A 25,607-nucleotide genomic window follows, 5' to 3' on the forward strand; every position below is an offset into this window, starting at 1 on the left:
TATGCATCTCAACCCTTACGGCGAAGGCGCCGTGAACCTGGCCGCCGACCTCGCCAACCACCGCCCGGCCGACGCCCAGGAGCTCGCGGACCGCTGCGTCGCCGCGGGCCTGACCCTGGAACGGCCGGTCATGCCCGAGGACTTGGCGCACACCCGGGCCACCCTGGACGCCTGGGAGAAGGTGGTCGACGCCACCGAAGAACACGAGCGCGCCGAGCTGATCAACGCCATGCTGGCGTCGGCCGCCGCCTACCCGCGGCTGACCGACCACGCGGGCAGCGGCTGGCACCTGCACTACCGCGACGCCCGGCAGCCGCTCGGCGCCCTGCTCTTCTCGCTGATCTCCGTCGGCACCGCGCTGCACCTGGCGGGCCGCGGCATGCACCGGCTGCGGCGCTGCGCCGTGACCGAGTGCGCCAGGATCTTCGCCGACACCTCCCGTACGGGGCGGCAGCGCTACTGCTCCCAGCGCTGCGCCAACCGCGACGCGGTCCGCCGGCACCGCGCTCGCGCCGCCTGAGCGACGCGAGCGACCCCCGGCACCGGTGGCACCGCTACCCGACGGACGTCGTCTCGTGCTCCCCGCTGTCCGACGTGGGCCCCGCGACCGAGCGGACGACCAGCGTCGACGCCCCGAGCCAGCCGCCGTGCGGCTCCACCGCCACCCCGCGCCACCACAGGGAACCCGGCACGGAGTCCGCCCCGGGCTCGAAGGGCTCACCGGGACAGGGCAGCGCGACCGTGGCGCCCGCCCGGCGCGCCGCCGCGACCGTGCCCTCGCCGGGCTCCGACCAGGCGTGCGGGGCGAGGTTGAACGTCCCCCAGTGGATCGGCAGAAGCACGCCCCGCGGCCGGCCGCCCTGCAAGTCCAGGTGGGCCTGCATGCCCTCGTCGGGCGTCATGTGGATGTCCGGCCACCACTCCGAGTACGCGCCGATCTGGATCATCGTGGCGTCGAACGGGCCGTGCTCCGCGCCGATGTCACCGAAGCCGGGGAAGTAGCCGGTGTCGCCGCTGTGGTAGACGCGGTGCTCCGGTCCCGCCACCACCCAGGACGCCCACAGCGTGTGCTGCTGGTTGCGCAGTCCACGGCCGCAGAAGTGCCGCGCGGGGGTGGCGGTCAGGGTCAGCCCGCCCACCTTCGCCGTCTCGTTCCAGTCCAGCTCGCGCAGCCGGTCCGCCGGTACGCCCCACCGCTCCAGGTGGGCGCCGACGCCGAGCGGGACCGCGAACACCGTGTCGGTCCCGGCCAGCGCCTTGATGGTGGGCATGTCCAGGTGGTCGTAGTGGTCGTGCGAGATCACCACGGCGTCGACCGGGCCGAGCGCCGCGAGGGGCACCGGCACCGGGTGCAGCCGCTTGGGCCCGGCGAAGGAGAACGGCGAACACCGCTCGCCCCACACCGGGTCGAAGAGCACCCGGTGCCCGTCGATCTCCACCAGGACGCTGGAGTGACCCATCCAGGTGACCCGCAGGCCGTCGGCCGGCGGCTCGGCGAGGTCGGCGAGGGTCGTGGGGTGCACCGGGATCGTCCCCGCCGGGCCGCGGCGCAGCCGCTCCTCCCTTCGGAAGTAGATCTTGGCGAACTCCAGGCTGGACCCGGTCGGCCGGGTCCGGGCGCCCACGGGGTTCTGGAAGGACCCCTCGGCAACGGAGTAATTCGGGGATCTGCGGATCCGGGCCAGCCGGGCACCTGCGGGATCCGCGCCGAAGGGGGCGGTGCGCAGCGAGCGGAGCCCGGGGATCAGGGACCGGGACACGGGACCTCCTGAGGGGGGTGGATAGGCCTCTCCATTATGTCCACCGGCCCGCGGCGAGTCCTGCGCGGGCGACCGAGACCCCTGCCACGTCCGCCGGGATCTCTCCCCCGGGTCTCCCCTGGATCTCCGCCGACGCCGCCGCACCCGACGATCGGAGTGCCCGGTTGCCCAGGCCGACAAGTTACGAGAGCGCCTACCGCGAGAGCCTCCTCGATGCGGCGGCCTTCTGGGGCCGTGCGGCCGAGGCCGTCGACTGGTACGTCCCGCCCGCCGCGGTCCTGGACGCGGCCGCGCCGGCCGCGCCCCGCTGGTTCGCGGGCGGCGAGCTGAACACCTGTCACAACGCCCTGGACCGCCACGTCTTGGCCTGGTCGTGCTGCGCCAGGGCGTGGACCGCCCGGCGGCCGAGGTCGAGGCGGAGCTGCGCGCGCTGGTGCGGTCCCGGATCGGCGCCGTCGCCACGCCGCGTCGCGTGGTGCCGGTGCCGCCCCTGCCCAAGACGCGCTCCGGGAAGATCCTGCGCGGGACGGTCCGGGCCATCGCGGACGGCCGCGACTACGCCGTACCGGCGACGATCGAGGACCCCGCGGTGCTGGCCGAGATCACCGAGTCGCCGGCCCGGTACGGGGCGCGGTGAGGGCGGACACACCGACAGGCGCCCCGCGTACGGGGCGCCTGTCGGTTTTCGCAGAATCGATCCAGTGGCCGTCGTTCAGGAAGCGGCCTCGATCTGCATCTTGATGGTGTGCGGGTTGCGGAAGCCCTTCGCCTCCACGTGGTCGCCCGAGCTCTCGCCCCGGATGCGCCGCCCGATCCACGGCACCAGGTACTCGCGCGCCCAGTGGATGTCGTCGCGCCGCACCTCAAGCGTGCCGCGCGGCGGCAGCGGCGGCCACGCCTGGTCGGGGTCCGCGGGCACGTCGAGGCCCAGGACCTGACCGGCGCGCAGCGCCACGCGCGTGTGCCCCTCGGCGGAGAGGTGCAGCCGGTCGCCGTCCCAGGCCCGGCGGTCCTGCACGGTCCTGAGGGACCACAGGTCGAGCACGGGGCAGCCGTACCGGTCGGCGATGGCACGGACGTGCATGTTGTACGTGGCGATCTTGCCGCGCAGGTGCTTGAGCACCGCGACGCCGCGGGTGTCGAAGCCGGTGGTCACCATGACCGTGCCGACCGCCGAGGAGAGGTCGGCCACGGCCCGTTCGAACCGCTCTGCGACCTCGTCGGGGTCGGTGCCGGGACGGATGATGTCGTTGCCCCCGGCACAGAAGGTCACCAGGTCGGGGGCGAGCTCTTTGGCGCGCGGCAGCTGGTCCTCGACGACCTGGTCGAGGAGCTTGCCGCGGACGGCGAGGTTGGCGTACCGGAAGGTGTGCTCGGGCACCCGGTCGTCAAGGAGGACGGCGAGCCGGTCGGCCCAGCCGACGAAGGCGCCGTCAGGTCCGGGGTCGCCCACGCCCTCGGTGAAGCTGTCGCCGAGCGCCGCGTAGGAGTTGAATACGCCGTTGTTGATGGGGTGTTTGATGAAGGATGTCGACTCTGCGCTCACGGGATAACATCCTTCACCTCCCTAAGTGACCTACGCCACCGTAGGGAGGGGTTGACGGTGCGTGAGATAAGCCACCGGTCAAGTTTCGTCCAACTCGGAATAAGTGCAGGTTCCACCTTTCGGTCCGCGTCACACCCGGCACAGCCGGAACACCGCCGCGTCGAGATCGCCCGCGAGCCCGGTCCGCGACCCGCCCGCGGTGCAGCAGCACGGCACCGCAGAGTACGCCGCTTCCGATTGACATGCAGCCGCTTGGGTGCCAATCATGGACAGGCAGCCTTTCAGCTGCATGACTGGGGGTGACAGCGTGTGGACGCGGCATTCAAGGCGTTGGCCGATCCGAATCGGCGGCAGCTCCTGGACCGGTTGCGGGACCGCAACGGACAGACCCTGCGGGAGCTGTGCGCGGGCCTGGACATGGCCCGCCAGTCGGTGAGCAAGCACCTGACCGTGCTGGAGGGCGCCGAGCTGGTCACCACGGTGCGGCGGGGGCGGGAGAAGCTGCACTACCTGAACGCCGCTCCGATCAACGCCATCGCCGAACGATGGATCAACCAGTTCGACCGCGGCCGGGCGCACGCCCTCGCGGACCTGAAGAGAGCATTGGAGCAGACCCCCATGGACAGCAGGACGTTCGTGTACACGACGTACATCCGCACCACCCCCGAGCGGCTCTGGCAGGCGCTGACCGACCCGGCCTTCACCAGCCGCTACTGGGGCGTGAGCTTCGGCACCGACTGGGCGCCCGGGTCCCCGATGACCTGGACCGAGAGCGGAGCCACCACGGAGGACCCCGAGCAGGTCGTCCTCGTCCACGAACCGCACCGCAGGCTCGCGTACACCTGGCACACCTTCAGCACGCAGTGGGCCGAGGCCAACGGCATCGGCGAGGAGCTGCGGGCGGAGCTCGCGAGCGAGCGCCGGTCGACGGTCACCTTCGACCTGGAGCCGCAGGGCGACCAGGTCAAGCTGACCGTCACGCAGGAGTTCGACCCGGCCGGCACCCTGCACTCCATGTGCAGCCAGGGGTGGCCGCCGATCCTCTCCAGCCTCAAGACGCTCCTGGAGACCGGCGAACCCCTCGGCGCCTCCCGCTGAGGGCGCGCATCGAGGGCTCGCCTCAGGCGGCGGACCTGGCAGCGGCCGGACCGGGCCAGCAGCGAGTAATCACCCCCGCGAAGAGCTCGTGAGGTGCCCGCTCAGGGCCGCCGAGGCGCCCGGGAGGAGGGCCCGCCGCAGGGGTGATTGCCCCAGGTACCCATGTCGTATCGTCAAAGACGCACCCACCGGCGAGCCGCGCCGGCCGCAGACTCCGAGGAGAGCCCGTGACACAGCAGGTCCCGCCGACAGAGCTGTCAGAGCCCGAGCTGACCGGAGTGCGCAATTTCCGGGACGTGGGCGGCCTGCCGACGGTGGACGGCCGGCGCGTCCGTCCGGGCGTGCTCTTCCGCAGCGGTCACCTGGCGCACGCCACCGCGAGCGACGCCGCCTACCTCGCCTCGCTGGGCCTGCACACGGTCTTCGACTTCCGCAACGCCGCCGACCAGCGCCTCGAAGGCCCCGACATCGAGCTGCCCGGCGTGCGCAACGTGAATCTGCCGCTGACCGACCCGGCCGACGGCGCCGAGTTCTGGAAGATGGTGCGCGACGGCGACCTCGACCAGCTGCGCGGGATCCTCTCCGACGGCCGGGCCGCGGGCCGCATGGAGACCGCGTACCGCACGATCATCAAGGAGCGCACCGCCGAGCACAGCAAGGTGCTGTACGCCCTCGCCGATGACAGCGTGCCCGCTCTGATGCACTGCGCGGCGGGCAAGGACCGCGCGGGCCTCTCCATAGCCGTGACGCTCCTCGCCATAGGCGTCGAGCGCGACGCGATAGAGACCGACTACCTCGAGTCGAGCGCGTCGCACCGCCGGTACAAGGTGCACCGCTCCGACAGCTCGTCGAACGCGACGCCGCCCGAGGTCTTGGAGCTTCTCGACCCGCTCTTCGACGCCCGCGCCGAGTACCTGGCGGCGGCGTACGAGACGATCGAGCAGACCTGGGGCGACGTGGACACCTACTTCACCGACGGGCTCAAGGTGAGCGCCGAGACCCGCGAGCGCCTCCGCGACCGCCTCCTCGACTGAGCGCCTCCTCGACTGAGCGGCTCCTCGACCGATCGGCTCTCCTACTGGTTCTTCGCGCCCAGCTCGAACAGCAGATAGATGAAGGCCGCGAAGATGTGGCCCACCGCCACATAGATGATCAGCCGGACCCAGAGCGCCCGGGGGAACTTCTCCTGCATGGTGGTGCGGGCGGGCCGCTCCGGCCGCAGCGGTGCCTGCTGTTCCGGTTCCGTCATGTCGGTTCTCCCTGGGTGGGGCCGCGGAGGCACAGCGCGGTGGCGGGGCTCTGCAGCAAGGTGTGGACGAAGAGGAAGTCGGCGCCGCCCCGGTCGGCGGCGGCGATGCGGTGCGGGGTCAGCGAGTCGAAGTGTGAGCTGTCCCCCGGTTCGAGCAGGTGCACGGCGTCCCCGAGGTGCAGCCGCAGCCGCCCCTTCAGGACGTACAGCCACTCCTCGCCGGGGTGGACGCGCACGATGTCGCCCTGCGCCCCGTTCGGCACGTGCACGCGCAGCGCCTGCATGCCGCGCCCCGAGGCGCCCGCCTGCCAGTAGGTCCAGCCGCCCGCCCGGGTCGGTTCCATGTCCGGGGCGCGGACGACCGCGTCCCGGTCAGCGACCGTCTCGCCGAGCAGCTCCGAGACCGTCGTACCGTAGACGCGTGCGAGCGTGAGCAGCATCGGCAGTGAGGGCTGGCGCTGCCCGGTCTCCAAGCGGGAGAGGTGGGCGGGCGAGAGCCCCGCGGTACGGGCGGCGGCCTCCAGCGTGAGGGACGCCCGGCGGCGCAGTTCGCGCAGCTGGGGCGCCACGGCGGGCAGCGCGTCGGCCGCCGGTGACGGCTCGGCGGCTTCCCCGGGGTCGGGCTCCGTGGGCTCGGCAGGGCTCATACCCTGATTGAGCCAGAGCGTTGCCCCCCGGGCAAATTTCTTGCCCGAGAGGCAAAATCCGGCGAGCTCCGCCGGAGGGCGCCCGCTCTCAGAGCCTGTCTTTCAGCGGTTCGCGACCGCCTGCTTCACCAGCGTCCTGCCGAAGTCCCACATCAGTCCGCCGCCGCTGTGCGCGTCGTCCATCACCGCCGTGAAGGCGGCCACGAAACGGTCCACCTCCTTCTCCCCCACGGTCAGCGGCGGGATCAGCTTGATGACCTCCAGATGGTCCCCGGACACCTGGGTGAGGATGCGGTGCTTCTGCAGCAGTGGTACGACGACCATCTGCGCGAAGAGCCCCTTCCGGGCGGCTTGCAGCATCGTCCAACGCCCGCGCAGCTTCAGCGACTTGGGCCGCCCGAACTCGATGCCGACCATCAGGCCCCGGCCGCGCACCTCGCTCAGGAGCTCGTAGCGCTCCACGAGCGCGCCGAGGCGGGACTTCAGCAGTTCCCCCGTCACCCGGGCGTTCTCGACGACCTTCTCGTCCTCCATGACGGCGAGCACCGCGAGCCCGGCGGCCATGGCCTGAGCGTTCGAGCCGAAGCTCGCCGAGTGCACGAGCACCCGGTCCATCGACGAGTAGACCTTCTTGAAGATCCAGTCCTTGCCGAGCGTCGCGCCGACCGGCACATAGCCGCCCGAGAGCGCCTTGGCGACGCAGACCAGATCGGGCTCGACGCCCTCCTCGTGCTGGTACGCGTAGAAGTCGCCGGTCCTGCCGAGGCCCGTCTGCACCTCGTCGGCGATCAGCAGCGCCTTGTGCCGGTGCAGCAGCTCCTGGGCCGCGCGCAGATACCCGGGCGGCGGCTCGTGCACGCCCTTGCCCTGGATCGGCTCGACGATCAGCCCGGCGACGTCGCCCTTCAGCAACTCCCGGCGCAGCACGTCCAGATCTCCGAGCGGCACCGCGGTGTCGGGAAGGAGCGGCGCGAAGCCGTCCCGGAACCCGTCCTCGCCGTTGACGGAGAGCGAGCCGGTGGTCAGCCCGTGGAAGGCGTGCGTGCAGTAGAGCACCCGCGGCTTCCCGGTCGCGTAGCGCGCGAACTTCAGCGCCGTCTCGACGGCTTCCGTGCCGCTGTTGCCGAAGAAGACCCGGTCCAGGTGCGGGCTGTGCGTGAGCAGCCGCTCCGCGAGCAGGCCGGGCAGCGGCTGGCAGTCGAAGCGGGTGAGGTCGGCGAGCGAGGCGTCGAGGACGTCGTGCAGCGCCTTGCGTACGACGGGGTGGTGCCGGCCGAGACCCATCACGCCGAAGCCCGCGAGCATGTCGAGGTAGTCGTTGCCCTCCGCGTCCCAGAAGTACGCGCCCTCGGCCCGCTCGTAGACCTTGTCGAAGCCGATGGTGTGCAGCATGCGCGGCAGTTGGTGGTTGAGGTGCCGCGTGTGCAGCTCGTACCGCTCGGCGCCCCGCTCGGCGAGGAGTCTGCCGAGGTCGAACTCCTTGGTCATGCGCTGTGCTCCTTGCCTGAACCCTGCTCCTGTGCGCCCTCCTTGGCCGCGAGCGTGGCGCCGATCCGTCCCGCGATCTCGACCGGCGTGAGCCCGACGTCGGCGAGGACCTCGCCCCGCTTGGCGTGCGCGAGGAACTGCTCGGGGATGCCGAACCGCCTTATGGGCACGTCCACTTCGGCCTCGCCGAGGGCCAGCGCGACCGCGGCGCCGACCCCGGCGGCACGGCTGTTGTCCTCGACGACCGCCACGAGGCGGTGGTGCGCGGCGAGCCCGGGCAGCTCGGCGTCGACGGGCTTGACCCAGCGCGGATCGACGACGGTGCAGCGCAGTCCGCGCGCCCGGAGCAGCTCGGCGGCCTGCAGGCAGACCGGCGCCATCACCCCGACCGCGACGAGCAGCACGTCCGGATCGTCGTCCGTCAGCAGCAGGTCCATGCCGCCGAGCCGGTCCACGGCGGGGATCGCGGGCCCCACCGACTCCTTGGGGAACCGCAGCAGCGTCGGCGCGTCGTCCACGGCGACCGCCTCCCGCAGCTGCGCCCTCAGCTGGTCGGCGTCGCGCGGCGCGGCGATCCGCAGCCCCGGCACGACCTGCAGGATGGACATGTCCCACATGCCGTTGTGGGAGGCGCCGTCGACGCCCGTGATCCCCGCCCGGTCGAGCACGAAGGTGACCCCGCACCGGTGCAGCGCGACGTCCATCAGAAGCTGGTCGAAGGCGCGGTTGAGGAACGTGGCGTAGAGCGCGACGACCGGGTGGAGGCCGCCCGTGGCGAGCCCGGCGGCGGACACCGCGGCGTGCTGCTCGGCGATGCCGACGTCCCAGACCCGGTCGGGGTGGGCCGCCGCGAACTTCGTCAGGCCGACCGGGCCGAGCATCGCCGCGGTGATGGCGACGACGTCCTCGCGCTCGGCGCCGATGCGGACGATCTCGTCCTCGAACACCGAGGTCCAGGAAGGCCCGTTGGCGGGCGCGAGCGGCTCGCAGGTGAGCGGGTCCATGACGCCCACGGTGTGGAAGCGGTCCGCCTCGTCGGCGAGCGCGGGTTCGTAGCCGCGGCCCTTGTCGGTCAGGCAGTGGATGAGCACGGGGCCGTGGAAGCGCTTCGCGCGCCGCAGGGCGGACTCGACGGCGCCGATGTCGTGCCCGTCGATCGGCCCCACGTACTTGAGCCCCAGGTCCTCGAACATGCCCTGCGGCGCGAAGGCGTCCTTGAACCCCTTCTTGGCCCCGTGCAGCGACTCGTACAGCGTCTTTCCGACGACGGGGGTGCGCTGGAGTATGTCCTTGCCCCAGGCGAGCACCCGTTCGTAGCCGTCCGTCGTGCGGAGCGTGGCGAGGTGGTTGGCGAGCCCGCCGATGGTCGGCGCGTACGAGCGCTCGTTGTCGTTCACGACGATGATCAGCGGCCGGTCCTTCGCCGCGGCGATGTTGTTGAGCGCCTCCCAGGCCATGCCCCCGGTGAGCGCGCCGTCCCCGATGACGGCGACGACGTGCCCCCGCTCGCCGAGGACCTGGCGCGCCTTGGCGAGGCCGTCCGCCCAGCCGAGCGCGGTCGAGGCGTGGCTGTTCTCGACGATGTCGTGCTCGGACTCCTCGCGCGAGGGGTAGCCCGAGAGGCCGCCCTTGCCGCGGAGCTTGGAGAAGTCCTGCCGCCCAGTGAGCAGTTTGTGCACGTAGCTCTGGTGGCCGGTGTCCCACACGAGCCGGTCGACGGGCGACTCGAAGACCCGGTGGAGCGCGATGGAGAGTTCCACCACCCCCAGGTTGGGCCCGAGATGGCCGCCCGTCCTGGCGACCGCGTGCACCAGGAACTCCCGGATCTCCCCCGCCAGTTCGTCGAGCTCGGCCCCGGAAAGCCTCTTCAGGTCCCGCGGCCCCCGGATGGTCTCGAGAATGGTCATGCTCGGGCCCCCTCTCTGGTTCTTCTCAGCTCACGGTGACGGGGGGCACCCCTGACGGAGTGCCCCGGCCCGCCCGTTCACGTGCGTCACCCGCGGTTCCCCGAGACCGTCTCGCGGGCCGCCCTGATGGACTCCTTGAGGGAGCCCATGGTGGCGAGGACTGCCGTCGGTTCGTAGCCGCAGTGCGCCATGCAGTTGGCGCACCGCGGGTCCTTGCCGCGGCCGTACTTGCTCCAGTCGGTCTCCTCGATGAGCTGGCGGTACGTGGGTACGTAGCCGTCGCTCATCAGGTAGCAGGGGCGTTGCCAGCCGAAGAGCGAGTAGTTCGGGATCGCCCACGCGGTGCACGGGAAGTCCGCCTTGCCCTCCAGGAAGTCCAGGAAGAGCGGCGAGTGATTGAGGCGCCAGCGGCGCCGGTTGCCGCCGGCGAAGGCCTTCTTGAAGAGCTCCCGGGTCTGGTCGACGCCGAGGAAGTGCTCCTGGTCGGGCGCCTTCTCGTAGGCGTAGGCGGGCGAGAGCATCATCTCGTCGACTTGCAGCTCGTCGTTGAGGTAGTTGAGGACCTCGATGATGTTCTGCGGCGTGTCATTGCTGAAGAAGGTGGAGTTGGTGGTCACCCGGAAACCGCGCTTCTTGGCTTCCTTGATGGCCTCCACCGCCTCGTCGAACACGCCCTCCTTCGCGACGGACTCGTCGTGCCGCTCCCGCATGCCGTCGATGTGCACGGCGAACGCGAAGTACGGGGAAGGCGTGAACTTCTCGATCTTCTTGCGCAGCAGCATGGCGTTGGTGCAGAGGAAGACGTACTTCTTCTTCGCCACCAACTGCCGCACGATCTCGTCCATGTGAGGGTGCATCAGCGGTTCGCCGCCCGCGATGGACACCATCGGCGCACCGGACTCAAGGACGGCGCCCACGGCCTGGGCCACCGGCATCCGCTGTTTGAGCACGCCGGCCGGGTGCTGGATCTTTCCGCATCCCTCGCACGCGAGATTGCACGCGAAGAGCGGCTCCAACTCGACGATCAGAGGAAACTTGTCACGCTTGCGGAGCTTCTGTTCAAAGAGATACGTCGCGACCTTGATGGTCTGGCGCAGCGGCATGGCCATCTGGCTCACCTCCGAGGGAGCAAAGAAGAACGGTGCCATTCGAAAAAAGCGGGAAGCACGGCACGAAGAACGCGGAAAGCTGATATTCCACCGCGCACCGTGCCGATGCGGACGAGTTCGTACTGCGGAGCATCCACTACCACCCGGACGGCGGCAACGGGCCGATCTCCGGCGCGTACGGCGCTGTGCAGCGTCGCGGCGGACTCCATGTCCACCGCGATCGCGCCGGTGGCCAGGAGCTCGCCGCGCTCCTGGCCCCGTACGACATGGTCGGAGCCGGTGAGCGGTCCGGTGTGCACGGCGCGTCCGGGCAGGGCCCGCGCCAGCTCCTGGACCAGCAGACCGGCCCCCGTGCAGGCGGTGCTGCCGCGCGCGTCCCTGGTCTCCTCGGCGACGACGAGGTCGCCGGGGCGCATACCGGGGGCGAGTCCGGCACAGAAGCCGGTGGCCAGGACGGCCGCGTCGCGCAGGGTTTCCTTGCCGAGCGCGTCGTCGACGGCGCGCTCGGCGTTCTTGGGGCCCATGCCGGTGCGCAGCACCGTCATGGGGCGGGGGGCGCCGCTGCGGTCGCCCGTGCGCAGGGCGAGGCGCTCGATGCCGAGCGCGCAGGCGATCAGCAGCGGCACGGGGCCCGGCCGCGGGGCCGGGGTCCGGTCCATCAGCTGCCCTTGCCCGGATGTGCGGCGGAGCCTTTCGCGAAGGGCTCTCCGTTGACGTACCTGCCGAGCGCGGTGAGCGGGAACACCTGCCGGTACAGGTGGTAGTTGATGGAGAAGTCCCAGGGGAAGCCGGTGCCGGTGAAGTACGGCTCGTCCCAGGAGCCGTCCGCGCGCTGGTTCTCGACGAGCCAGGCGATGCCCCGCTCCGCGGACTTGCCTTCGCCCTCTCCCGCCGCGAGCAGTGCGAGCAGCGCCCAGGCGGTCTGCGAGGCGGACGACGTGCCGTGCCCGACCCAGCCCCGGTCGCGGTAGGAGCGCAGGTCCTCGCCCCAGCCGCCGTCGTCGTTCTGCACCGACTCGACCCACTTCACCGCCCGCCGGATCGCGGGGTGCGCGGCCGGCAGGCCCGCCGTGACCAGGGCGGGCACCACCGCCCCTGTGCCATAGATGTAGTTGACGCCCCAGCGGCCGAACCAGGCGCCGTTCTCCTCCTGTTCGGCGAGGAGCCACTCGATGCCGCGCCGGGTGCGGGGGTCGTGGGACTTGCCCTCAACGGCGAGCATCTCCACCACATGGCCGGTGACGTCGGCGGACGGCGGGTCGATGACCTCACCGAAGTCGCAGAACGGCAGCCGGTTGGGGAAGGGGCTGGTGTTGTCCACGTCGAAGGCGGCCCAGGCGCCGTTCTTCGACTGCATGCCGAGGGTCCAGCGCATCCCGCGCTCGATGGCGTTCTCCAGGCGCGCCTTGTCCGGGTGCGCGACTCGGCGCAGCGCGAGGGCGACCTCGGCGGTGTCGTCGATGTCCGGGTAGTTGTCGTTGTGGAACTCGAAGGCCCAGCCGCCCGGCGCGAGGGCGGGCCTGCGCACCGACCAGTCGCCCGGCCGCACGATCTGCTCCGAGATCATCCAGTCCGCGGCCTTGACCAACTGCGGGTGGTCCGCGGGCAGTCCGGCGTCCGCGAGCGCGATGGTCGCCAGGCAGGTGTCCCACACCGGTGACTGGCAGGCCTCGATCATGCGGGCGCCGTCCTCGCGCCACACGGCGAACCGGTCGAGGGAGGCGAGCCCGGCCTTCAGTACGGGGTGGTCCAGGTCGTAGCCGAGCAGGTGCAGCGCGATGATCGAGTAGACGGCGGGCGGCTGGATCCCGCCCCAGCAGCCGTCGTTCTCCTGCCGCTCGATGATCCAGCGGGCCGCGCTGTTCATCGCGGCCCTGCGCACGAAGCGCGGCGCGACCTTGTGGTAGACGTGCAGCGCCTTGTCGAGCCGCTGGAAGATGCCGTCCCAACTGCCCGCGGGGGCGAGGGGCTTGGCGGGGTTCGGCACACGCGCGTCGGTGTGCAGCTCGTCCAGGGCGAAGGGCGCGGGGCGTACAGGACGCTTGGCGGAGACGATGGTCAGGGGCACTATGGTCTGCCGCGCCCAGCAGCCGAAGTCATAGATGTTGAGCGGCACCCACTGGGGGAAGTAGATGAGCTCGGGCGGGAGTTCGGGCAGGTCGTCCCACTTCCACCAGCCGAACAGGGCGAGCCAGATCCGGGTGAAGACCCGGGCGGATGCGATGCCGCCGTGCTCGCGGATCCAGGCCGAGGCCTTCGCCATGTGCGGCTCGTCGGGCCGATCGCCGGCCAGACGCAGCGCGACGTACGCCTCGATGGTGGTGGAGAGTTCGCCGGGCCCGCCGAAGAAGGTGGCCCAGGTGCCGTCGTCGCGCTGCTCGCCGCGGATGAACAGCGCGGCGGCGCGCGTGGTCGGCTCGTCCCGGATCCCGAGGAACTGGCGGAGCAGGAGATCCTCGGAGTCCATGGTCACGTTGGTCTCGAGGTCGCCCTTCCACCACCCCTGGGCGTCCTGCCGGGAGAGCAGGTATTCCGTGGACCGGCGCATGGCGCCCGCGGCGGCTTCGCGGGTGTCCGACGTCGCGACGGCCCTGTCGGTCCGGTCCACGGATTCGGTGGTCTGGCTGGCCGAGGCTGCTCGGGGCGTGGCCGCTCCGGTGCTTCCGTCGGTCGTCGCTGTCATGGCTTCCCCTTCGTGCAGTGCGGTGGCTACGTCTGCTGTGGGTCCGCCGTCGGCCGACGCGACGCGCCGGCCGGCGACTGCCTGGGCGTCCAGGGGGTCACACCCCGGAGCTCCCGGATGTCCGCGCAATAACGCTCATCTCTCTCGTACGACGACGAAGTCGGCGAGCGCGACGAGCTGCGCCCGCACCCGCTCCGGCATCCGGACACCGTCCAGCGCCTCGATGGCGATGGCGTGCTGACGCCGGGCCTCCTTGGCGGTCCACTCGCGGCCGCCCGACTCCTCGATCAGGGCGGCGCGCGCGGCGAACTCCTCCTCGGAGAAATTCTCGAACTCGCTGCTCTTGGCGTCCGCGGCGAGCAGTTCGCCGAGCCGCTCGGAGGCGGGGCCGCCCGCGGCCAGCGCGGCCACCACGGGCAGCGACTTCTTGCGCTGACGCAGATCGCTCCACGTCTGCTTTCCGGTGGCCTCCGGGTCGCCCCAGATGCCGAGCAGGTCGTCCACGGCCTGGAAGGCGAGACCGAGGTGGTAGCCGTACTTCTCCAGGGTGTCGGCGGTGCGGTCGTCCGCGCCGCCGAGCACGGCGCCGATGGAGACCGCGCAGGCGAGCAGGGCGCCGGTTTTCTTGCCCTCCATCTCCAGGCACTCCTCGACGGTGACCCGGTCGCGGTGCTCGTAGCTGATGTCCTGCGCCTGACCGTCGATCAGCGCGCGCGTGGCGGTGATGAGACGGCGGGTGGCGCGGCCCGCCTCGACGGTGCCGAGCTCCAGGAGGATCTCGTTGCCGAGTGCGAAGAGGGCGTCGCCGACGAGGATGGCCTGCGCGGGGCCGTGCACCTTCCAGACGGTGTCGCGGTGGCGGCGCTGCTCGTCGCCGTCCATCAGGTCGTCGTGCAGCAGGGAGAAGTTGTGTACGAGCTCGACGGCGACCGCGCCGGGCACGCCGACCTCGGGGGGCGCGCCCGCCGCCTCGGCGGAGAGCAGGGCGAGCGCGGGACGCACGGCCTTGCCGCCGTCGCCGTCGGACGGGTTGCCCTCGGCGTCGATCCAGCCGAAGTGGTAGGCGGCCACGGTGTCCATGGGCGGCGCCAGACGGTCCACCGCGGCCCGCAGCACCGGGGTGGCCAGCGTCCTTCCTTGTTCGAGAGTTGAGGTCACGTCCACCGTGTCGGCAGCCGTTTTCTCGGCCGAGGGCACAGTCGGCACAGTTTCTCCTCTTGTTCCGGTGCTGGTTCTCTGGGGACCTGACCCCAGATGGTCGAGCTTCACGCCGCCGCCTCCTCGAACGCGAAGAGGTGGTCACGAGGGCGGTCGAGGGTGGAGAGGGCGGCTTCGGCCGCGCTGATGCCGCTGCGTACGGCGCTCTCCATGGTCGCGGGCCACCCGGTGGCGGTCCACGCGCCCGCGAGATACAGGCCGCGGGCCTTGGTGCGGGCACCGGGGCGGAGCCTGCCGACACCGGGCGTCGGCGCGAACGTCGCCGTGCGCTCGCGGGTGACGAAGAAGTCCCGCACCTCGGCGCCGTGCGCCGCGGGCAACAGCCGCTCCAGTTCGGGCAGATAGCGCTCTCGGAGCGCGGCGACGGGCGCGTCGATCTCGTTCTGCGCGACGGACTGGGAGAGCGCCAGGTACTGCCCCTCGGCGAGACCGGACGCCTCGGTCCGGTCGAATACCCACTGCACAGGGGTGCCGAGGGCGGCGAAGAACGGCCGCTTCAGCACCTTCCTGTCGTACACGACGTGGATGTTGAGGATCGGCGCGGTGTCGATGTCGAGCAGCCGGTCGGGCCGGTCGAGCGCGCCGTCCGGGAGGAGGTCGTGCGCCTCGTGCTGCGGCACGGCGAGCACGACGGTTTTGCACTCGATGGTCTCGCCGGGAACCTCCACGCGCCAACCGCCGTTGTCCGTACGGGAGATGGAGGTGACTCGTGTCTTCAGTTCCGTACGGACTCCCGCGGCGTCGAGCGCCTTGCGGGCCAGTTTGTCGTGCAGATCACCGAGGGGCACCTGGGCCCAGCCGATGTCGGCGGCGCCCGGTTCCGAGAGCAGCCCGGTCTTGAACACCATCGCGGCGAGCCCCAGCGAGGCGTCCCCCGCGACGGCGTTGAGCGTCGCGACGCCCACGAGGTCCCAGAGGGCCTCGACGGCGCGCGGCGACTGACCGTGCCGGGCCAGCCAGCTGCCGAAGTCCTGGCCGTCCAGTGCGGGATCGGTCGGATCGAGCCCCTTGAGGGCGAGCGCCGCGCGCCCCACGTTGGCGCGCTCGGCGAGCGACAGATGCGGGTACGTGGCCAGGCTCGCCGCCAGGTGCAGCGGCACGGGCAGCGCGGTGCGCCGAAGTCGCCCGAGCCGGTTTTTGTCGGCGTCGAGCACGGGCACGTCGAGACGTTCCTGCAGGGGTGCGAGGTGCGCGCCCTCGATGCGGTCGAGGAACCACCGGTAGGCGGTGCAGCAGCGCAGATAGACGTGCTGGCCGTTGTCGACGGTCAGTGCGCCGCGCTGGAAGGAGAACGCGAGCCCGCCGAGCCGCGGCCGTCCTTCGAGCAGCGTCACGCGCAGGCCCGCGTCGGCCAGCGCGAGCGCGGCGGTGATGCCCGCGAGGCCACCGCCGACCACCACGGCGGCCGCCCCTTCGGAGCGGCCTTCGGCGTCCACGTCAGCCCCTTCGGGCTGCATGTCCTCGCTCTTCACGCACCCACCCCTTCGGCCGTTGCAGTCTGGGACGCGGCCCCGGAGCGGAGGGTTGCCCGCCGCTTTGCGGACGCCGTCCCAGCGGTCCCACGATCACTCCGGATGCGCATCACGCACGCCTCCAGACGGTCTGTCGTGACACGCTCCGCGCGTCGAGCCCGGACAGCCCGCGCACGGCGACGTACGCCTTCTCGCGCCCCGGCAGCGAGACGCGGCCGCGCAGCACCGCTTCAGGATCGCGCTCGATGCGGTCGAGCAGCCTGCGGTAGATGCCGGCCATGGCCGCGACGCAGGCGCCGCTGCGCCGGTCAAGCATGGGCAGCAGGCGGTAGCCCTCGGCGAACAGGGCCCGCGCGCGGCGCACCTCGAAGTGGACGAGGCCCGCGAAGTCGGACCCGGCGGGCGGCTCGGATCCGGCGAACCCGGCGGCGCAGCCGAACTTGGCGAGGTCGTCGGAGGGCAGGTAGGTCCGCCCGTCCTGCGCGTCCTCGCGAACGTCCCGGAGAATGTTGGTCAGTTGGAGCGCGAGGCCGAGCGTGTCGGCATACTCCGGCGCCCGCTCGGCGTGGAGCGCCCCCCGTTCGGTGCCGAACACGCCGAGGGAGAGCCGCCCGATCGCCCCCGCCACACAGCGGCAGTAGACCTTCAGGTCCTCCCACGTCTCGTACGTCCCACCGCCTACGTCCATGAGGACGCCGTCGATGAGCTCGTCGAGGCCGTCCATCGGGATCGGGAAGTGTGTCGCCGCGTGCGCGAGGGCGACCGCCACCGGGTCGGTGTCGTCCTCGTGCACCTCGCCCGCGCGGATCCGGGCGAGCAGGGCCCGGGTGTCGTCGAGCCGGGCCGTCTTGATCTCCGGCGCGAGTCCGCCGTCGCCGATGTCGTCCACCCGCCGAGAGAGCGCGTAGAGCGCGGACATGGCCCGTCGCTTCGGCGTCGGCAGCAGCCTGATGCCGTACGCGAAGTTGCGCGCCTGCTGTCCGGTCACGGCCTCGCAGTAGCTGTACGCGGCGAGCACCGACGCGGACACGCCCGGATCCGACCCCACTGCCCGGCTCACCCCTCTCCTCGCAGAACTGCACCCGCCTCACGCAGCATGCGTGGCTTGGTGGGTCTGGGTGGTCCGGGCAGTACGTCGTATCCCGCGGCGACGATCGCCCGGACCGCCGCCCTCCCCCCTGCCACGAATCCGGCCAGCAGCAGCTTCAGCCTGCCGTGGACGCTACCCACCAGGGGGGTGCCTTCATTCAGGAGGCACCGGACGCGTTCCGTTTCGTAGGCGACCAGGGCGCGCACCGATGCGCCCGCTGTCGGCCGGGACAGGTCTGACTCGCTCACGTGGAACTGCTTCATGTCCTCAACCGGCAGGTAGATGCGGCCGCGCCGCAGGTCTTCGGCGACGTCCTGGATGTGCTCGACGATCTGCAGCCCGGTGCAGACGGCGTCCGAGCGGCGGATGCGCTCGGGGGATTCCGTACCGGTGATGGCCAGGACGAGACGGCCGATCGGGTTCGCGGAGAGCGCGCAGTACGCGACGAGGTCGTCGTAGGTCTCGTAGTGCGTGACGCGCTGGTCCTGGCGGTTGGCCTCCAGCAGGCCGAGGAAGGGCTCCACTGTCAGGGTCCCGCGCTCGACGGCCGGGCGCAGCGCCCGCACCAGCGGGTGGCCGGGGTCGGCGCCGTCGAAGACCTTGCCCAGATCGGCCTCGACGGCGTCCAGGAGGCTCAGCGGGTCACCGGGGCCGTCGAGGCCGAGGTGGCGGGCATGGGCGGCACCGGGCGCGAGGTCGCTGTCGCCGATGTCGTCGATGAGGCGGACGACGCCGTAGACGGCCATGAGATCGTCGCGCCAGGCCCGGGGCAGGAAGAAGGGAGCCACCGGGAAGTTCTCGTCCGCGGCCTTGTCGAGGACGGCGGATGCATCGCGGAGCTGGAGATCATCCGTAGCCATTGCCGTCACATCTCCCGTTCTACACTGCCGACCCAATACATCCTATTTCGGACACGCCGCCCAGCCCTCTCCGGGGCGGGCCGTGCTCCGAGCCGGGGCTCCGCGCGATATCGCCCCACTTGCCGCGAATCAGCACTGCTACAGCTTACGTTGTACAACCACTCAGCCATCGTCGGGGTGTTCGGCGCATCACAACAACACACCGATTGGCCTCAATCTTCCCTGGGCGCACGCGAGTTGAGTGACCCATGTGGCTCAGGGGAGACACCATGCCACGACAGTGCCCCGCCGGATTCCGCCCGGCGGGGCACTGCTGCCGAACGGGTGCGCGCCCGATGGCTCGAACGGGCTACTTGCCCGTGAACTTCTCGTACTCCTTTATGACCTCGTCGGTGGGGCCGTCCATGCGCAGCTCGCCGCGCTCCAGCCACAGGACACGGTCGCAGGTGTCGCGGATGGACTTGTTGTTGTGACTCACCAGGAAGACCGTGCCCGCGTGCTTGCGCAGCTCGCGGATGCGGGCCTCGGAGCGCTTCTGGAACTTCCGGTCGCCGGTGGCCAGGGCCTCGTCGATCATCAGGACGTCGTGGTCCTTGGCCGCCGCGATGGAGAAGCGCAGCCGGGCCGCCATGCCGGACGAGTAGGTGCGCATCGGCAGGGTGATGAAGTCGCCCTTCTCGTTGATGCCCGAGAAGTCGACGATCTCCTGGTAGCGCTCCCGGATCTGCTCGCGGGACATGCCCATGGCGAGCCCGCCGAGGATGACGTTGCGCTCGCCCGTCAGGTCGTTCATCAGGGCCGCGTTGACGCCGAGCAGCGAGGGCTGACCGTCGGTGTAGACCTTGCCCTTCTCGGCGGGCAGCAGGCCCGCGATGGCCCGGAGCAGGGTCGACTTGCCGGAGCCGTTGGAGCCGATCAGACCGATGGCCTCGCCGCGGTAGGAGGTGAAGCTGACGCCGCGTACGGCATGCACCTTGCGCACGCCGCGCTCCTCGCCGCGCCGGAGCATGCGGCTCAGTGCGGAGGTGGCGCTGCCCTTGCCCGTCTTCGCGCCGTTGACGCGGTAGACGATGTGCAGCTCGTCGGCGATGACGGTAGGGATGTGTCCCTTGTCGGTGATCTTGTCGTCAGCCACGGCCGTAGCGCTCCTCAGCCTTCCAGAAGTACACGAAGCCGACCGCGCCGATCACGACCGCCCAGCCGATGGCAAAGATCCACACGTGCGGGGGCAGGTAGGAGGATCCGTAGTCGTCGATCAGGGCGAAGCGGATCAGGTCCATATAGATCGAGGCCGGGTTCCACTGGAGCACGTCCCCGACCCAGCCGGGCACGTCCTTCTTGTCCGCGAGCATCGCGGGGATGCTGAACATGACGCCCGAGGCGTACATCCACGTGCGCATCACGAACGGCATCAGCTGCGCCAGGTCGGGCGTCTTGCTGCCCATCCGGGCGAAGATCAGCGCGAGCCCGGTGTTGAAGACGAACTGCAGGGCCAGCGCGGGCACCACGAGCAGCCAGGAGAAGGCCGGGTAGATGCCGAACCCCACCATGATCACGACGAGCACGATCATCGAGAACAGCAGCTGCTGGAGCTGCTGGAGCGCGAAGGAGATCGGCAGCGAGGCCCGGGGGAAGTGCAGGGCCCTGACCAGGCCGAGGTTTCCGGCGATCGCCCGCACGCCCGCCATCACGGAGCTCTGCGTGAAGGTGAAGACGAAGACGCCCGTCACCAGGAAGGGCACGTAGATCTCGTGCGGAATGCCCTTCCTCGCGCCGAGGAGCAGTCCGAAGATGAAGAAGTAGACCGCCGCGTTCAGGAGCGGTGTCGCCACCTGCCAGAGCTGGCCGAGCTTGGCCTGGCTGTACTGGGCGGTCAGCTTCGCCTGCGAGAAGGCGAGGATGAAGTGGCGTCGTCCCCAGAGCTGGCGGACGTACTCGAAAAGTCCGGGCCGGGCGCCGCTGACGGTCAGACCGTACTTGGCGGCGAGTTCGGATCGGGAGAGCCCGTCATCGGGCGACGGAGACGCGGTCACCGCGACTCCGCCGTCATGCGTTGTCTCACTCACGAGTGGAAACTTTCGTCTTCAGATGCGCAGCCGGTCGGGCGTAGGCGTGGGCCAGGGACCGGGGTATGGCCCGAATGCTCTCAGACCCGAGCTTGTCAGATCACAGGAGGTCGACCGAGTCGGGTCAGCCGCCACACCGTACGCCACTTCATGGGTCTGCGAGGTCCGCAGGGCGTGGTCCAGCCCTCCTTGAAGCCGCCGAACCAGGCCTTCAGGGCCGGGCCCGAGGGGCGTCGGGCGAGCGTGAGGAGCAGCCAGACGCCGAGGTAGACCGGGACAAGGAGGGCGGGGAGGTTGCGACGGGCCAGCCAGACGCGGTTGCGGGCCACCATCCGGTGGTAGACCGCGTGCCGGGAGGGGGCCGTCGTGGGGTGGAACAGGACCATGTCGGAGCGGTAGTCGATCATCCAGCCGGCGTTCAGCGCGCGCCAGGCGAGGTCGGTCTCCTCGTGCGCGTAGAAGAACTCGCCGGGCAGACCGCCGACCTCGGCGAGGACCTTCGTACGGACGGCGTTGGCGCCGCCGAGGAAGGTCGTCACGCGCGAGGAGCGCATCGGATCGGAGGCCCGCAGGCGCGGCACGTGGCGGCGCTGGGTCTCCCCCGTGTCCGGGTCCGCGATGCGGAAGCTGATGATGCCGAGCTCCGGGTCGGCGGCGAAGGCCTCGCGGCACAGCTGGGCCGTGTCCATGTTCGCGAGCAGGCCGTCGTCGTCCAGGAAGAGCAGGATGTCGACGTCGGTGCCGCCGGGGCCGAAGGCCTCGATGCCGACGTTGCGGCCGCCGGGGATGCCGAGGTTCTCGGGCAGCTCGACGGTGCGTACGCCTTCGGGGACCTCGGGCACGGGGGCGCCGTTGCCGACCACGACCACCTCGACCGGGTCGCCGTCCTGCTTGGCGACCGAGTCGAGGAGGGCGCGCAGCTCCTGCGGCCGGTTGCCCATCGTGATGATGACGGCGCCGACCTTCAGCTTCTGTGCCGGGGTGCTCACTTCAACCTGCTCGATACGAGGATGGACACGAGGTGGAGCAGGGTCTGCAGCAGCGCGATGCCCGCGAGGACGGCCACGCCGAGGCGCGAGAAGAACAGGTCGCCCCTGGCCTGGTCCACGAACGCGATGACCAGGATCAGCAGCGACGCCTCGACACCGAGGATCAGCCGGTGGAACTTCAGCGCGGCGGCGGCCCTGCGGGCCAGCGCCATGCCGGAGGAGCGCGGCTCGGCCGCCGACTCCTTGACCGGCTCCTTGCCCGTCTGGTGGCGGGCGACGCCGACGAGGTCGGTCTCGGCCTTGATCAGGATCGCGCCGAGCGCGGCCAGCGTGCCGAGGAAGGCCCACAGCCAGTCGATGCGTCCCGAGCCCCAGATGTCGGCGGCCCGCAGACCGAAGCCGACCAGGACCGCGGCGTCGCACAGGTAGGCGGCGACCCGGTCCAGATAGACCCCGGACATCGAGTACTGCTTCTTCCAGCGGGCGATCTCGCCGTCGACGCAGTCGAGCAGCAGATAGAGCTGGACCGCGAGCACGCCGAGCACGGCGCCCGTGATCCCCGGCACCAGCAGGGCCGGGGCGGCGAGGGCGCCGGCCACGGTCATCACGTAGGTCAGCTGGTTGGGCGTGACCTTCGTGTTCACCAGGTGCCGGTCGATGCGCAGGGAGACCTCACGCATGTAGAGCCGGCCGGCCCAGTGTTCGCCGCTGCGCCGGTCCTTCACCCCCGGGGGGTGAACAACCGGGCGGAGCTCAGCTACCGATGGCTTTTGCATAGTCGGCGTATGCGTCCCTGATCTGGTCGGTGGACAGGTCGAGGTGTTCGAGGATCGTGTAGCGGCCCGGCCGGGTCTGCGGAGCGAACTCCACGACCTGGACGAACTCGTCCACGGTGAAGCCGATCTCCTCCGGCAGCACGGGAAGACCGTGCCTGCGCAGCACCGAGGCCATGAACGCCGACTCCTCGCGGGCACCGCGCAGGTGCATCGCGAACGCCGCGCCCAGACCGCACTGCTCGCCGTGGCTGGCGGCGCGCTTGGGAAAGAGGAGGTCGAAGGCGTGGTTGATCTCGTGACACGCGCCGGACGCCGGGCGGGAGTCGCCGGAGATGGACATCGCGATGCCGGTGAGGACCAGACCCTCGGCCAGGACCTGCAGGAAGGCGTCATCGCCGACACCGCCGGGGTGGCGGAGAACCGCCTCGCCGGCCTGGCGGGCCATGGCGGCCGCGAGGCCGTCGATGTCCTCGCCGCGCTCACGGGCGGCCAGCTCCCAGTCGCGGATCGCGGAGATGTTGGACAGCGCGTCGCCGATGCCGGAGCGGACGAAGCGGACCGGGGCCTCGCGGATGATGTCGAGGTCGATCACGACCGCGATGGGGGTCGGCACGCCGTACGAGCCGCGGCCCGCGTCGTTGTCGAGCGTCGCGACCGGCGAGCAGAGACCGTCGTGCGACAGGTTCGTCGCGACGGCGACCAGCGGCAGGCCGACGCGCGCCGCGGCGAACTTGGCGCAGTCGATGATCTTGCCGCCGCCCAGGCCGACGATCGCGTCGTAGCGGCCCGACTTCCTGATGGCGTCGGCGAGCTTGATGGCGTCGTCGAGCGTGCCGCCACCGACCTCGAACCACTCCGCGCCGCTCAGCGAGGGCATCAGCCGCTCGCGGAGCACCGCACCCGAGCCACCGCTGATGGCGATGGCGAGCTTGCCGGTCGACGAGCAGATCCGCTGGTCGGCGAGGACACCGGCCAGGTCGTCGATCGCCCCCGGCCGGATGTCGACGACGACCGGCGAGGGGATGAGCCTCGTCAGTACTGGCACGCGATCTCCCGGCCCTTGGCGAGGTCGTCGTGGTTGTCGATCTCGACCCACTTGACGTCGCCGATCGGGGCCACGTCCACCTTGAAGCCGCGGTTGACGAGCTCCTGGTAGCCGTCCTCGTAGTAGAGGTCGGGGTCGCGCTCGAAGGTGGTCTTCAGGGCGTCGGCGAGCTCGTCGGCTGCGGAGCCCTCGATGAGGGTGACGCCGATGTACTCACCGGTGGCCTCGGAGGGGTCCATCAGCTTGGTGATGCGCTGCACGCCCTTGGCGTCGTCGACGATGACCTTCATCTCCTCGTCGGCGAGCTGCTTCACCGTGTCGAGGGCGAGAATGATCTTCTGGCCGTTGCCGCGCGCGGCGAGCAGCGTCTTCTCGACGGAGACCGGGTGCACGGTGTCGCCGTTGGCGAGGATCACGTCGTGCTTGATCGCGTCACGGCCGCACCACAGGGAGTAGGCGTTGTTCCACTCCTCGGCCTTGTCGTTGTCGATCAGGGTCAGCTTGAGGCCGTACTTCGCCTCGAGCGCCGCCTTGCGCTCGTAGACGGCCTCCTTCTTGTAACCGACGATGATCGCGACCTCGGTCAGACCGATCTCGGCGAAGTTGCCGAGCGTCAGGTCGAGGATGGTGGTCTCACCGTCGACCGGCACCAGAGCCTTGGGCAGGGTGTCGGTGTAGGGGCGAAGACGCCGTCCGGCGCCTGCCGCAAGGACGAGGCCGATCATGCGGGTTCTCCTTCATCGTGTACGGCGGGTGCGCCGACTTTGTGGGCGTTCACCCAGAAGCGGATGCTCTCGACGAGCACCACGAGTGCCACGGCCACGGCGAGTGCCGTGAGCGCGACGGTGAAATCTGTGGCGGGCAGCAAGGTCGCGGCCAGCGCGACCACGAGGGTCCTGCCGTCCTGGCCGCCGATCGTCCGCACCAGCCAGCGCGGCGGCGCGCCGGTGCCGCCCTTGATGCGGTACACCGTGTCGTAGTGATGGTAGGCGACCGCGGCCACGAGCCCGAAAGCCGCCGGAAGCGCTCCGTTCACATCGGCCCTGGCCGCCAGCGCCAGGACCGTGCCGTACTCGGCGGCGCGGAAGAACGGCGGGACCAGCCAGTCCAGGGAGGCCTTGAGGGGCATGATCAGGGCGAGACCCGAGAGGGCGACGTAGAACGCGGCGGCGACCACGACGGCGGGACCGCCGTAAGGCGTGGTCAGGGCCGCGGTGACGACGACGGCTCCGCCGACGAAGGCGAGGACCGGGGCGGGCCGCAGCCAGGTACGGGGCCTGAGGGCGGCGAAGGCGTCGGCGAGCGGGCCGTTGTCGGCGAGCTCGGCGAGGGCGCGCGCGGCGCGGTCGGTGCGGGTCGCCTTGCGGGTCAGGGAGCGCAGGACGCGCCCCGCCGTGGTGTAGCAGGCGGCGAGCGCGCAGCCGATGAGCAGGACGACCAGGGTGATGCGCGGGGTGGTCACCGCGGTGAGCACGGCGATCATCGCCCAGCGCTCGCCGATGGGCAGCACGATCATGCGGCGCAGCCAGACCGTCCACCCGACGCTGTCGAGCCTGTCCGAGAGGGCCGCGGTGGGGCTGGTGTTGGCGGTCGCGGCCGTGCTGTCGGAGTTTGCCTCGTTGAAGGAGAAGTCCACGACGTGCCGGCAGGTCTGCAGGACCATCGCGCCGAGGGCGAGCGCCCACACGTCGTCACCGCCGCGGGCGGCGCCGAGCGCGAGGCCCGCGTAGTAGGCGTACTCCTTGGCGCGGTCGAACGTCGCGTCCAGCCAGGCGCCCAGCGTCGAGTACTGCAGGGAGTAGCGGGCGAGCTGCCCGTCGGTGCAGTCCAGGACGAAGGAGAAGAGGAGCAGCAGGCCCGCCGCGACGAAGCCGCCGCGGGTGCCGGTCGCCGCGCAGCCCGCCGCGATCAGGGCGGTGAGCAGCGAGGCGGTGGTGACCTGGTTCGGGGTGAGGCCCCGGCGGGCGCACCAGCGGGCGATGTAGCGCGAGTAGGGGGAGATGCAGTACGTCGTGAAGAAGCCGTCGCGCGACTTGACCGCGGTGCGCAGGCGTACGGCCTCGTCGTCGACGGCGGCGACGGCCTGGCGTGCCTCGTTGCGGGCCTGCGGATCGCTGGGCACGGTGGCGACGAGGGTGCCGAGGTCGGGGCGGTGCACGTCGGCGGCGCCGGACTCCATGGCCGCCGCGATGTCGTGCGGGAGCTCGTCGAGCGTCATGACGCCGCCCGCGGTCGCGGCGGTCGCCCGCAGGGCGCGCGTCAGTTCCGTGCGGGCCTCCGGCTTGGCCGTGACGGCGCCGGGGACGGCGCTGGCGGCGAAGCGGGGGTCGGTGAGGCCGAGGCGCAGGGCGTGGACGTGACCGACGAAGCGCGCGTCGACGACCGCGACCCGCTGGTCGCCCGGCACGGCGGCGAGCAGCGTCTCGACGTCCGCCGCGTCGGAGGCGACCCGCACGTCGAAGCCCAGGGACCGCAGATCGCCTTCGAGCGGCGACCCGGGGACCGGCTGACCGGTGAGGATGGCGGTCGACAGACGAACTCACTCCTTGAGTACCGGCGCGGCTCGCGCCGGGCACATGCGTAAGGGGAACGCCCCTGGCCATG

General features: G+C 71.0%; 24 protein-coding genes and 1 pseudogene. 5 read left to right on the forward strand and 20 right to left on the reverse strand.

The annotated features are described in order from the left end of the window. The first annotated feature begins 1 nt into the window (after position 1). Positions 2-520, forward strand: coding sequence for a CGNR zinc finger domain-containing protein (locus ACFVYL_RS00410; protein ID WP_389712054.1), 519 nt, complete (start codon positions 2-4; stop codon positions 518-520). 34 nt (positions 521-554) lie between these two features. Here ACFVYL_RS00410 and ACFVYL_RS00415 read toward each other — a convergent pair whose 3' ends face one another. After that, positions 555-1,760, reverse strand: coding sequence for an MBL fold metallo-hydrolase (locus ACFVYL_RS00415; RefSeq protein ID WP_389712055.1), 1,206 nt, complete (start codon positions 1,758-1,760; stop codon positions 555-557). 17 nt (positions 1,761-1,777) lie between these two features. Here ACFVYL_RS00415 and ACFVYL_RS00420 point away from each other — a divergent pair. Continuing rightward, positions 1,778-2,047 (forward strand): annotated as a pseudogene (locus ACFVYL_RS00420) (acetyl-coenzyme A synthetase N-terminal domain-containing protein); the annotation flags it as partial. 86 nt (positions 2,048-2,133) lie between these two features. Beyond that, positions 2,134-2,397: a hypothetical protein gene (locus ACFVYL_RS00425; RefSeq protein ID WP_389712056.1), complete on the forward strand. Its 264-nt coding sequence runs from the start codon at positions 2,134-2,136 to the stop codon at positions 2,395-2,397. A 75-nt stretch (positions 2,398-2,472) separates the two neighbouring features. Here ACFVYL_RS00425 and ACFVYL_RS00430 read toward each other — a convergent pair whose 3' ends face one another. Continuing rightward, positions 2,473-3,306, reverse strand: a complete 834-nt coding sequence (locus tag ACFVYL_RS00430; RefSeq protein ID WP_389712057.1) for an SGNH/GDSL hydrolase family protein — start codon at positions 3,304-3,306, stop codon at positions 2,473-2,475. A 309-nt stretch (positions 3,307-3,615) separates the two neighbouring features. Between ACFVYL_RS00430 and ACFVYL_RS00435 the strand changes: the two genes are divergently transcribed. Beyond that, positions 3,616-4,404 carry an ArsR/SmtB family transcription factor gene (locus ACFVYL_RS00435; RefSeq protein ID WP_389712058.1) on the forward strand — a complete coding sequence of 263 codons (789 nt, stop codon included), beginning with the start codon at positions 3,616-3,618 and terminating at the stop codon, positions 4,402-4,404. Between the two features lie 227 nt (positions 4,405-4,631). After that, positions 4,632-5,438: a tyrosine-protein phosphatase gene (locus ACFVYL_RS00440; protein WP_389712059.1), complete on the forward strand. Its 807-nt coding sequence runs from the start codon at positions 4,632-4,634 to the stop codon at positions 5,436-5,438. Between the two features lie 41 nt (positions 5,439-5,479). On the opposite strand, the gene ACFVYL_RS00445 is transcribed toward ACFVYL_RS00440, so the two are convergent. The 18 genes from ACFVYL_RS00445 to ACFVYL_RS00530 form a co-directional block, all read right to left on the reverse strand. After that, entirely contained in the window at positions 5,480-5,596 is a 117-nt protein-coding gene (locus ACFVYL_RS00445) for a DUF6126 family protein (protein WP_389712427.1), read from the reverse strand. A 53-nt stretch (positions 5,597-5,649) separates the two neighbouring features. After that, positions 5,650-6,300, reverse strand: a complete 651-nt coding sequence (locus ACFVYL_RS00450) for a helix-turn-helix domain-containing protein (RefSeq protein WP_389712060.1) — start codon at positions 6,298-6,300, stop codon at positions 5,650-5,652. A gap of 102 nt (positions 6,301-6,402) precedes the next feature. Beyond that, positions 6,403-7,788 (reverse strand): aspartate aminotransferase family protein, encoded by a 1,386-nt coding sequence (locus ACFVYL_RS00455; protein ID WP_389712061.1) that lies wholly within the window; start codon positions 7,786-7,788, stop codon positions 6,403-6,405. After that, positions 7,785-9,695, reverse strand: coding sequence for a 1-deoxy-D-xylulose-5-phosphate synthase (dxs, locus tag ACFVYL_RS00460; RefSeq protein WP_389712062.1), 1,911 nt, complete (start codon positions 9,693-9,695; stop codon positions 7,785-7,787). The genes ACFVYL_RS00455 and dxs overlap by 4 nt, the downstream gene beginning before the upstream one ends. An 86-nt stretch (positions 9,696-9,781) precedes the next feature. After that, entirely contained in the window at positions 9,782-10,804 is a 1,023-nt protein-coding gene (gene hpnH / locus ACFVYL_RS00465; RefSeq protein ID WP_389712063.1) for an adenosyl-hopene transferase HpnH, read from the reverse strand. Positions 10,805-10,809: 5 nt separating this feature from the next. Continuing rightward, positions 10,810-11,463: a 1-hydroxy-2-methyl-2-butenyl 4-diphosphate reductase gene (locus ACFVYL_RS00470; protein ID WP_389712064.1), complete on the reverse strand. Its 654-nt coding sequence runs from the start codon at positions 11,461-11,463 to the stop codon at positions 10,810-10,812. Further along, on the reverse strand, positions 11,463-13,487 hold the full coding sequence (gene shc / locus ACFVYL_RS00475; RefSeq protein WP_389712065.1) for a squalene--hopene cyclase: 2,025 nt from the start codon (positions 13,485-13,487) through the stop codon (positions 11,463-11,465). The genes ACFVYL_RS00470 and shc overlap by 1 nt, the downstream gene beginning before the upstream one ends. Before the next feature lie 135 nt (positions 13,488-13,622). Then, complete coding sequence (locus ACFVYL_RS00480; RefSeq protein WP_389712066.1) at positions 13,623-14,756, reverse strand: polyprenyl synthetase family protein; 1,134 nt, start codon at positions 14,754-14,756, stop codon at positions 13,623-13,625. Beyond that, entirely contained in the window at positions 14,753-16,162 is a 1,410-nt protein-coding gene (gene hpnE, locus ACFVYL_RS00485; RefSeq protein ID WP_389712428.1) for a hydroxysqualene dehydroxylase HpnE, read from the reverse strand. The genes ACFVYL_RS00480 and hpnE overlap by 4 nt, the downstream gene beginning before the upstream one ends. 124 nt (positions 16,163-16,286) lie before the next feature. Next, a complete protein-coding gene (hpnD, locus tag ACFVYL_RS00490; RefSeq protein WP_389712067.1) occupies positions 16,287-17,237 on the reverse strand; it encodes a presqualene diphosphate synthase HpnD in 951 nt (316 codons plus the stop codon). Then, positions 17,234-18,127, reverse strand: coding sequence for a squalene synthase HpnC (hpnC, locus tag ACFVYL_RS00495; protein ID WP_389712068.1), 894 nt, complete (start codon positions 18,125-18,127; stop codon positions 17,234-17,236). The genes hpnD and hpnC overlap by 4 nt, the downstream gene beginning before the upstream one ends. Positions 18,128-18,476: 349 nt before the next feature. Next, positions 18,477-19,262, reverse strand: coding sequence for an ABC transporter ATP-binding protein (locus ACFVYL_RS00500; protein ID WP_389712069.1), 786 nt, complete (start codon positions 19,260-19,262; stop codon positions 18,477-18,479). Beyond that, positions 19,255-20,193: an ABC transporter permease gene (locus ACFVYL_RS00505; RefSeq protein ID WP_389712070.1), complete on the reverse strand. Its 939-nt coding sequence runs from the start codon at positions 20,191-20,193 to the stop codon at positions 19,255-19,257. Before ACFVYL_RS00505 ends, ACFVYL_RS00500 begins: the two co-directional genes overlap by 8 nt. Positions 20,194-20,288: 95 nt before the next feature. Beyond that, positions 20,289-21,161 carry a glycosyltransferase family 2 protein gene (locus ACFVYL_RS00510; RefSeq protein WP_389712429.1) on the reverse strand — a complete coding sequence of 291 codons (873 nt, stop codon included), beginning with the start codon at positions 21,159-21,161 and terminating at the stop codon, positions 20,289-20,291. Positions 21,162-21,178: 17 nt separating this feature from the next. Beyond that, on the reverse strand, positions 21,179-21,958 hold the full coding sequence (locus ACFVYL_RS00515) for a CDP-alcohol phosphatidyltransferase family protein (RefSeq protein WP_389712071.1): 780 nt from the start codon (positions 21,956-21,958) through the stop codon (positions 21,179-21,181). After that, on the reverse strand, positions 21,936-23,003 hold the full coding sequence (locus tag ACFVYL_RS00520) for an iron-containing alcohol dehydrogenase family protein (RefSeq protein ID WP_389712072.1): 1,068 nt from the start codon (positions 23,001-23,003) through the stop codon (positions 21,936-21,938). Before ACFVYL_RS00520 ends, ACFVYL_RS00515 begins: the two co-directional genes overlap by 23 nt. Further along, positions 22,991-23,728, reverse strand: a complete 738-nt coding sequence (locus tag ACFVYL_RS00525; protein WP_363249683.1) for a phosphocholine cytidylyltransferase family protein — start codon at positions 23,726-23,728, stop codon at positions 22,991-22,993. Before ACFVYL_RS00525 ends, ACFVYL_RS00520 begins: the two co-directional genes overlap by 13 nt. Further along, positions 23,725-25,536, reverse strand: a complete 1,812-nt coding sequence (locus ACFVYL_RS00530; RefSeq protein WP_389712430.1) for a DUF5941 domain-containing protein — start codon at positions 25,534-25,536, stop codon at positions 23,725-23,727. Before ACFVYL_RS00530 ends, ACFVYL_RS00525 begins: the two co-directional genes overlap by 4 nt. Positions 25,537-25,607: the final 71 nt, after the last annotated feature.

The sequence above is a fragment of the Streptomyces sp. NPDC058308 genome (assembly GCF_042880275.1).
Classification (GTDB): Bacteria; Actinomycetota; Actinomycetes; order Streptomycetales; family Streptomycetaceae; genus Streptomyces.

Coding starts and splice junctions, on each gene's coding strand:
- ACFVYL_RS00410 (WP_389712054.1), top strand. CDS start 2: ATGCATCTCAACCCTTACGGCGAAGGCGCCGTGAACCTGGCCGCCGAC.
- ACFVYL_RS00445 (WP_389712427.1), bottom strand. CDS start 5,596: ATGCAGGAGAAGTTCCCCCGGGCGCTCTGGGTCCGGCTGATCATCTAT.
- ACFVYL_RS00450 (WP_389712060.1), bottom strand. CDS start 6,300: ATGAGCCCTGCCGAGCCCACGGAGCCCGACCCCGGGGAAGCCGCCGAG.
- ACFVYL_RS00455 (WP_389712061.1), bottom strand. CDS start 7,788: ATGACCAAGGAGTTCGACCTCGGCAGACTCCTCGCCGAGCGGGGCGCC.
- dxs (WP_389712062.1), bottom strand. CDS start 9,695: ATGACCATTCTCGAGACCATCCGGGGGCCGCGGGACCTGAAGAGGCTT.
- hpnH (WP_389712063.1), bottom strand. CDS start 10,804: ATGGCCATGCCGCTGCGCCAGACCATCAAGGTCGCGACGTATCTCTTT.
- ACFVYL_RS00470 (WP_389712064.1), bottom strand. CDS start 11,463: ATGGACCGGACCCCGGCCCCGCGGCCGGGCCCCGTGCCGCTGCTGATC.
- shc (WP_389712065.1), bottom strand. CDS start 13,487: ATGACAGCGACGACCGACGGAAGCACCGGAGCGGCCACGCCCCGAGCA.
- hpnE (WP_389712428.1), bottom strand. CDS start 16,162: ATGCAGCCCGAAGGGGCTGACGTGGACGCCGAAGGCCGCTCCGAAGGG.
- hpnC (WP_389712068.1), bottom strand. CDS start 18,127: ATGGCTACGGATGATCTCCAGCTCCGCGATGCATCCGCCGTCCTCGAC.
- ACFVYL_RS00515 (WP_389712071.1), bottom strand. CDS start 21,958: ATGCAAAAGCCATCGGTAGCTGAGCTCCGCCCGGTTGTTCACCCCCCG.
- ACFVYL_RS00525 (WP_363249683.1), bottom strand. CDS start 23,728: ATGATCGGCCTCGTCCTTGCGGCAGGCGCCGGACGGCGTCTTCGCCCC.